The organism is Gemmatimonas sp. (assembly GCF_044345575.1).
GTDB lineage: Bacteria > Gemmatimonadota > Gemmatimonadetes > Gemmatimonadales > Gemmatimonadaceae > Gemmatimonas.
Map to the genome: position 1 here is coordinate 1 of NZ_JBIJAW010000153.1, position 7873 is coordinate 7873.

The 7873-nt window shown below is 65.0% G+C and carries 6 protein-coding genes; 1 reads left to right on the forward strand and 5 read right to left on the reverse strand.

The genetic code is table 11. The annotated features are described in order from the left end of the window. On the forward strand, positions 1–623 hold a 623-nt coding region (locus ACIQ6O_RS10085; RefSeq protein WP_396207657.1), incomplete at its 5' end, for a DUF6733 family protein. 75 nt (positions 624–698) lie between these two features. Here ACIQ6O_RS10085 and ACIQ6O_RS10090 read toward each other — a convergent pair. From ACIQ6O_RS10090 to ACIQ6O_RS10110, 5 genes are all read right to left on the reverse strand, one after another. Continuing rightward, positions 699–812 (reverse strand): 2Fe-2S iron-sulfur cluster-binding protein, encoded by a 114-nt coding sequence (locus tag ACIQ6O_RS10090; RefSeq protein WP_396207658.1) that lies wholly within the window; start codon positions 810–812, stop codon positions 699–701. Positions 813–1025: 213 nt separating this feature from the next. Continuing rightward, entirely contained in the window at positions 1026–1481 is a 456-nt protein-coding gene (locus ACIQ6O_RS10095) for a YqjF family protein (protein WP_396207659.1), read from the reverse strand. A 117-nt stretch (positions 1482–1598) separates the two neighbouring features. Beyond that, complete coding sequence (dacB, locus tag ACIQ6O_RS10100; protein WP_396207660.1) at positions 1599–3164, reverse strand: D-alanyl-D-alanine carboxypeptidase/D-alanyl-D-alanine-endopeptidase; 1566 nt, start codon at positions 3162–3164, stop codon at positions 1599–1601. Positions 3165–3236: 72 nt separating this feature from the next. Continuing rightward, on the reverse strand, positions 3237–4496 hold the full coding sequence (locus ACIQ6O_RS10105; protein WP_396207661.1) for a RagB/SusD family nutrient uptake outer membrane protein: 1260 nt from the start codon (positions 4494–4496) through the stop codon (positions 3237–3239). Between the two features lie 24 nt (positions 4497–4520). Further along, entirely contained in the window at positions 4521–7559 is a 3039-nt protein-coding gene (locus tag ACIQ6O_RS10110; protein ID WP_396207662.1) for a SusC/RagA family TonB-linked outer membrane protein, read from the reverse strand. Positions 7560–7873 lie beyond the last annotated feature (314 nt).

A 7873-nucleotide genomic window follows, 5' to 3' on the forward strand; every position in this document is an offset into this window, starting at 1 on the left:
GCTTCTATCCGACGTTCGCGGGCACCTATACGCCGAACAAGGCGAAGAAGGTCGATATCGCGTTCTATGGCACGCTGTGGACGATCCCTGCCTTCAACGTGGGCGGACCGGCCAATGGTGCGAACCTGTGGACGGAGTTCGGCGTCGGTGCGCGCTTTCGCGTCGCTGGCGACCAACTCTCGATCAAGCCGCAAATCGGCATCACGAACGGCTCGCTGCTCTCCGGTGCCCCGCAGGGCGGTAGCCCCAACGTGTTCGACGGAATCGTGCCAAGCTTGACGATCAATCATTCGTCGGCGCGTACCGAGGGTGAGTTCTATTCGGGTTACTATCGCGCGGCGCGCGAGGTCGGGCCGGTGCAGCTCGACTTCCTCCACTATTGGGCCAACGCAGGCGTGAAGTTTGCCCGCATCGCCTCGGCCGGTGTACACCTCGAGCAGCTGCGCAACTCCCGTACGACGGCGCGCAATGGGTCGCCGAGCGATACGTACCGCTGGGTGGGCGCCTATCTCCAGTTCACCCTTCCGCAGTCCAACACCTTTGCACGCATGACGCTTGGCAACAACGTGCTCGATGGTGCGACTGGCGGCTTCTACAAGCTCTCCACCGGCATCACGTTCTAATTGCGGAAGTGCCGGGTAGGTCCCACAGCGGCAAATGTGGCCGTTCGTCGCGGCGGTGATGTCCGCGTCGGTGGGTTAGGGATTCGGTGCCAGCAGTGTGGCGGCCTGTATGATCTTTCCCGACTGGCAGAAGCCGCACTGCGGTACGTCGATGCGACGCCACGTCTGCTGCAGCGGGATGCGCGCCATCCGGCTGCAGCCCCTCGATGGTGATCATCGAGGCACCTTCGAGCGTTTGCATGCGTCGCTGGCAGGCGCAACACCGGCGCGCCATTCACATGCACCGTGCAGGCGCCGCATTGTAAAATGCCGCGCAATGAGATGTGCGGCAGGGGCCGACCCTGAAGTCTGCTGCCAGGATGCCCAAAACGTGAGGGGGCGCCAACCGCGGCGAGAGTCGCCTCAGCGAACGAATGGCCACATCGACGGGCTCAGCCGCGAGTACCGAGGCCGGCGGGTGTAGTCAACCACGCTGCCCATGCGTGTGGCCCGCATGCGCGCGTGCATATAGGGCAATTGGAAGCACCTTTGCGCGATCTCCACCGCGACCGGTTGGTCGCAGTCGAGCGAATGGAACCATACGCCCGGCACGCCCTGCGCGTCTAGCACATAGGTGCGCACGTTGAGCTCGAGGAACCACGACAGCCACGGTACCGGCGGGAAGAATCGCGGACGCACGCCCTGCATGGCAAAGGGAACGATGCCCACCCAGGCGTCGCCGTCGAACGTGTCGACGGTCAGTCCCTCCGGCAAAGTCCTCTGTACAGTGGATACCGGGACACGCCAGTGAAGGAACAGCAGGTCGCGCCAACGCTGCCTTCCGACAGTGGGATGGTCGAGCGGTTCGGGGGCGGTCATGCAGAGACGACGTTGGACAAGTGCGCAGCCACGGCCATCGAAATTGCCGCGACTGGATCGATCCAACGGGAATCTAGTGCCACCCCACGAAACAGGACGCGGCGCTGGTGCCTGCCGTCAGCGCAGGCTCTCCCACGCAATCGAGGCGATCTCGCCGAGTGCTTGACCGGCGAGCACGGTTGGGTCGGGTACATTCGCGGCCACGTTGTTCACGTAGAGGGCAAACGCAATCTCCCGCCCGCCCTTGGTGGTGAAGTAGCCGGCCAATCCCTTGCCGTGTACGATCATGCGCCGATTGAGCGGATCGTAGCTGCTGAAGGTTCCGGTCTTCGCGAAGACCTTCCCTGCGCCCGGGCTGTCTTTCTGGATCGCGGCGAGCGTGCCGTCCACCCCAAGCGTCGGCAGGGCCTTCTTGAACGCGGCCGCATACGGGCGCTTCCACACCATCTCCAGAAAACGCGTCATGAAGGCCGGCGAAAAATAGGCGTCCCCTCCGGCACCATCGCCTTGCACCGCGCCATCCAAATCCAGTCCATGGCGTTGCATCAGGTCACGCGCGATATCGAAGCCGGTGCGCGAAGCCTCACGCGGACCGGCCTGCCGCGCCTCCAGCGCCCCCAGAATGAGCGGGAAGTTGCTGGCATGGAGATTCTGGCTCGTCTTGAGCAGGACGCGCGCTTCGGCGATCAGCGGCAAGGAGACGTGTTCCGCCACCATCAGCGAATCGGCGTAGTGAGCACGGAGCGCCGTCGCATCGATGGCGCGCGAGGCCAGTCGCGGGATCGCAGTTACCCCAACGTCGCGCAGCGCTGCGGCGAGGACGATCTCACCGAAGCGGCTCGGCGCGGGGATCACCCAACGGGGGTTGGACGGTGCCCCTCGTGGTACGCTCCCGGTGATCACCAACGTGCGCTGATCGCGGTTCGTGCTGTCCTCGACCATCCGCAGTGCAGGCGTTCCGCCGCTGTCGGTCGTGGTGACGGTGGCGTGAACCGTGAGATACGGTGTCGCCGGCGACACCGTCACGGTGGCCGCTGTGCCGGCCGTGGCCCCGGGGCGCACCACCAGATCGATCACATTGTCGTTGATCACCAGCGGCGACAGCGTGACTCGCGTGCCGAGTTCCCGCGCCCCCTCGGCGAACAGCGACGCATCCACCAGTACCTGACCGGTGACCGCCCTGATACCGCGCGCTGCCACCTGAGCGGCCATGGCCTTGATCACCGTGAGCGGGTCGTCCGGCAGCGGTTGCCCGCCGTACGAGTGATCCTGATCGATGAATGCGTACTGCTCACCCGGTCGCGCCCGGCCCGACAGGTTGGGATCGCCGCTGGCGACGAGCACCAGATCGCCCTGCACGACACCACCGACGACCGGCCCCGTGCGGAACACTTTCGTGCGGAAACGATGGTCGGGGCCGAGCACCTCCAAGGCCGTCGCCATCGTGACCACCTTGGTGGTGGAGCCCGGCACGAAGAGGCGATCGCGGTTGAGCGCGAAGATCGTCTTGCCCGACTGCAGGTCGTAGAACTCCATTCCCCATGACGCGTGGGCAAACTCCGGACGGGCCATGACCTCTGCGATGCGCCGCGGGGGAGTCGATTGCGCCGCGGCCGTCGCCGAGGTGAGCGCCAAGGCCATAGCCCAGCGCACGGAGCGCGAGAGAACGCCTGCGTGTGTCATGTGATTCCCGGAAAAGGTCTGGGGAACGGCGGGCGCGTCGTGACCGACGCTCCCACCGTTCCCCGTGTTCGATCAGCCCGCGATATTCGGATTGTTCAGGCGTTCCACATCCGGCAGCGGCAGGCACTTGTTGGAGCCATAGTTGCCCCCGCCGTTGGGAAACACCGAGCCGGCGGCGGGAACGAGCGGTAGGTTGAACCGGATGGTGTCGAACAGGCGATGGCCCTCGAGGAACAGCTCGCGCCGCCGCTCTTCGCGCACCTGCGCCTGAATTTGTGAATCCACCGTGCTGCTGAAGGCCGGCAGGTTCGAGGCGGTACGCAGCTGGTTGATCAGCTGCACCGCCGTCTGGCCACCTGCGACTTCGGCGCGGATCAGCACGGCTTCGCGCCACGTGGCCATCGGAATGGGATCACTGAGCGACCGGTACTTGTTCTGCACCCAAAGTCGCACGGCCGGCAGTGAACCCCCGCGCCCGGCATCCGCCACATTCACGCGCGGATCCGGCGTGTCGCCCACGCGCTGCGCACGGAATTGCGAGTCGACCGTTACGGTTCCGGTGGTGTTGTTGAAGCGGAAGATGCGGTTCTCGGCACGCCCCGCCGCCGCGGTGGTCTTGGCCGTGTACACGAAGCCCGCCGGCACTTGCGCCGCGTCGGCCGCTGCTTCGGTGCGCTTGCCCTGGTTGATGCGAGCGCGGGCGCGTCCCACGAAGGCGAGATTGCGCAGGTCGGCCGGCGCACCCGTCGCATTGATCACGCGCGTGAATCGCTCCTCCGCCAGTGCGAACACCCCGCCCGGCTGGAGCTCCGGCCCGAGATCGAAGGCGCAGGAGCAGAACATCTCGCCCATCAGCACGTAGCTGTACCCGGCGAAGGCCGCCGCCTGCGCCTGCAGCGCGGCTCGCCCGGGCACTTCGGCATCGGTCCACTTGTCCAGCAGCCGCAGCGCCTGGTCCGCCTGGAAGCGGGCAATCGACAGCGGTGTGTATACGCCGAATCCGCCGCACCCGCCCGTGGCGAACAGGGCAGTGGCGGGGAAATTCGTGCGACGGTCGATGTCCCACGTCGCGGCATTCGCCTGTGAATCCGAGAACTCGTCGGCCAAGGTGCCGCCGGTGAGGACGAAGTTACCGAGAGCACACTCGAAGTCGGCCACTGCACCGGCCACGAGGACCGTGGCATTGGACGGTTGCAGCAGTGTCTGTTCCAGAATGCGGCTTGGCGCTTCCACTTCCAGCAACGTCCCGCAGGCAACGAGTGCCCCCGTCGCCAAAGTCACAACGGCCGCCCGGGTACCACGCGCCCGGAGGCCACGGCCCAAATATCTCATGGCAGTCATCTCGCGTTGGGGTGGTCAATAGGTGAGCGATACGGAGAACAGCAGCTGCGCCAGCGGCGGGACCTGCGCCTGCTCCAACCGCACGAACTGCTGCAGCGTGAAGAAATTTTCCGGGTCGGTGCCGCCGTACTTGGTCCACAGCGCAAGGTTGCGTCCCGACAGCGTGACGGATCCCGAACGCGCCTGCACGAGCCGCGCAAAGCGCGGTCCCATCTGGTACGCCAGGGACAGCTCCCGCAGCCTGGTGAATCCGGCGCCCTGATAGGCGAAATTCCGCAACACGCCGGGCGACTGCAGCTGCGCCACCAGTGTCGGGTCGTACTTCTCCGGCTCCAGGTTCGCCATGCACAACCCGAGCACCTGGCAACGCGCGCGATCGTTGTTGTTGAGGGTCACATTGCCCCCCTTGAAGTCGAACTGTGCGTACAGGCGCCACCGCTTGAGTAGCGTGACGGTCGCGTTGTACGAACCCTCGAGGCTCGGATCGGGGCGACCGAGGAAAACGCGCGGGGCGATCGGCTGCCCACGCGCATCGAGGCAGGGCGTGGTGCCACCCTTCCCGTTATCGCACAGGGGATCGGTCGCGCGCTTGGTCGTCGGATCGAACTTCGCCGAGACGACACGGAAGTCGTACCAGGAGGCAACGGGACGGCCACGGATGTGCCGCTGCGCACCGAACTGGATGTACTTGTCGCCGTTTTCGTCCACCGGCAGCGGCAGGTCGCCGAGGTCCATCACCTGATTGTCATTCTTCGAGACGTTGAAGCCCAGATCGATGTTCAGGTTTTCGCGCGCGACGGCCGCGTAACGCATCGACAGTTCCACGCCCTGACTGCGGATCTTGCCGATGTTGATGAAACGCTCGCCGGCGAAGCCGGCCGACGGAGCTACCGTCTGCGAGAGGATGCCGTCTTCGGTGTTGCGCCGGTAGAGCGTGAGGTCCGTGCTCAGTCGGTCGCTCAGGAAGGTCCCGTCGAAACCGAATTCCATTTCCTTGCCCCGTTCAGGGCGCAGGTCCGGGTTGCCCAGCGATTGCGGTGTGACGGCCGACCCGCCGTTGCCCCCGGTCGTCGCGGCGTAGGTGCGCAGGGCGGAATTCACCGCGGGCTGCTGACCCGTCTCGCCGTACGCGGCGCGCAGCTTGAGGCCGTTCACCCAGTCGAGAGGGAACCACGGTTCCTCGTTGATCACCCACGTGCCCGCCACCTTGGGGTAGGTGGTCCAGCTGAAGTCCTCGCCGAAGGCGCTGTTGTTGTCGACGCGCAATGCGGCGGTCAGGTAGGCGCGATCGTTGAGGTTCACCTGCTGTTGGCCGTAGAAGCCGAGCGTCGCGTTCTCGAAATAGTCCTCACCGCCGAACGTGGCCGCCGCGGCATCCACCAACGTCAGCCCGCCGGCCGGAAATCCTTCACCGCGCGCGGCAAGCGTGTAGTTCTGCCGCTTGAAGTACTGCGCGCCGAAGGACGTGCTCGTCTGCAGTCCGAATACCTGACGTTTCGCCGTGGCCGCATAGTCGAGCGACGTGACCGACAACTCCTGGCGCCGCGTGAGCTTGTTGCCGTTCTGGTCCACCGGGCTGCCGAAGAACTGCCGGAAGAACGGTGACATGCGCTCGGTCTGGTTCACATTGTCTTCACCCGTGAGGTCGTTGCCGACGACGAGTTTCTGGGTGAGCCAGGTGCCGAGACGATGATTGAATTGCAGCGAGGCGGTGGTGCGCTTCACGTTCTGATACTGCTTGAACGCGCCCCAGAACGCCTCCGGCGGCGCCGAGAAGAAGCCGCGCCGCAATTTTTCGGCGTCGGTCACGGGCGCCGAGCCGAAGTACGCGGAGAACCACATGCCGCCGCCGGCCTCCAGCGGCACGTTGATCGTCTGCTGCGTGGTGTTGAACGTCGCCTGAATGTCCAGCGACTTGTACGGGGAGATCGAGATGTTCCCGGAACCCGTCCATCGGGCGAGGCGGTTGGTGGGCTCGATGCCTTTGTCGTTGTCGTAGGTGCTGCCGAAGTTGTACTTCACCGCCTCGTTACCGCCGTTGAGGCTCATGTTGTACGACTGCGTGAGTCCGTTGGCGAAGAGTTCGCGCCCCGCGGCGCGCTCGGTAGCGACCGGATTCCACGAGGCGATCGATCCGTCAGGCATACGCCGGTAGGTACTCGGGATGCGCCGCTCCGCGTCCTGGAACCAGTTGTTGCCGAGGCGGGTGTTCCAGGTGAACACCGGGCGTCCGGCCTTGCCGCGCTTGGTGATGATCTGGATGACGCCGTTGTTGGCTTCCGTGCCGTAGAGCGTGGCCGCCGCCGGTCCCTTGATCACTTCGATGCTTTCGATGTTCTCGGGGTCGATATCGTTGAGGCGGGAGATGACGCCCGACGAGAAGAACTGCGAACGCGGGCCGCTGGAGACGTCGTTCGCAATGCGAATGCCGTCGAGGTAGATGAGCGGCTGATCGCTGAGCGAGAGCGACGCGGCGCCGCGGATGCGGATGCGCGGACCTGATCCTACGGCGCCCGATCCACCGGTGAGCACGACGCCGGCCGCGCGTCCATTGAGGAGCGAGGACACATCGGCGGCGGGCGCGATGTTCTGCACGGACGCCGCATCGATCTTGGTCACCGAGTTGCCGATCGCCCGCTTCTCCACCGGCTCCGCGGTTCCCGTGATCACCACTTCGCTCAAGCTGTTGAGCTGCTCGGTGAGCAGGATGCGGACATCGGCGCGACCCACGGTGGCCTGTTGCGTCAGCGGCTTGTAGCCGATGCGTCGGACCTGCAGGGTGACCGTGCTGCCGGTAAGCCCGGTGAGCCGGAACCCGCCGCTCCCGTCGGTGAGGGTGCCGATGCCGGTGCCCTGGACCAGGATCTGGGCGCCATCCAAGCCGCGCAGGTTCTTGGCGTCCACGACCTGGCCGCCGAGCGTCCCAGAATTCTGGGCCTGGAGCGCAACGGCTCCTGTGGTGAACCAAGCCGCGAGGGCAGCGGCGAGCCAGCCGACGCGGTTTCGACGAAGAAGTCCAAGGACGGGGAACAGTGGCGGGCTTTCCGAACGCATGCGTTGCCTCCAGTCTGGTATGACAGGACGGGTGAACAGCCTCAGCGCGAACCGATATACAATACCGTATACAGTTTTAAACACAATACGGCAAGCGGAATGGTTTTGGCAACGACGCGTCTCATGTGACAGGAGGCCGGTGCGCTGAGCGCACCGGCCTCCTGGTGTTTCCCGCAGCCGCAACCAGTCAGCTCGCGATCTTCTTCTTCTGCTGGTTGATCTTCTCCAGATACTTCTTGAAGAACTGCTTCTGCATGTCGTTCATGTCGATCTCACGACCCTGGATGTACGACTGGATGATGTTCGACGTCATA

Bases quoted from the DNA above. Each gene is read 5' to 3' on its own strand.
- ACIQ6O_RS10110 (WP_396207662.1), bottom strand. From the start codon at position 7,559: ATGCGTTCGGAAAGCCCGCCACTGTTCCCCGTCCTTGGACTTCTTCGT.
- ACIQ6O_RS10090 (WP_396207658.1), bottom strand. From the start codon at position 812: ATGGCGCGCATCCCGCTGCAGCAGACGTGGCGTCGCATCGACGTACCG.
- ACIQ6O_RS10095 (WP_396207659.1), bottom strand. From the start codon at position 1,481: ATGACCGCCCCCGAACCGCTCGACCATCCCACTGTCGGAAGGCAGCGT.
- ACIQ6O_RS10105 (WP_396207661.1), bottom strand. From the start codon at position 4,496: ATGAGATATTTGGGCCGTGGCCTCCGGGCGCGTGGTACCCGGGCGGCC.
- dacB (WP_396207660.1), bottom strand. From the start codon at position 3,164: ATGACACACGCAGGCGTTCTCTCGCGCTCCGTGCGCTGGGCTATGGCC.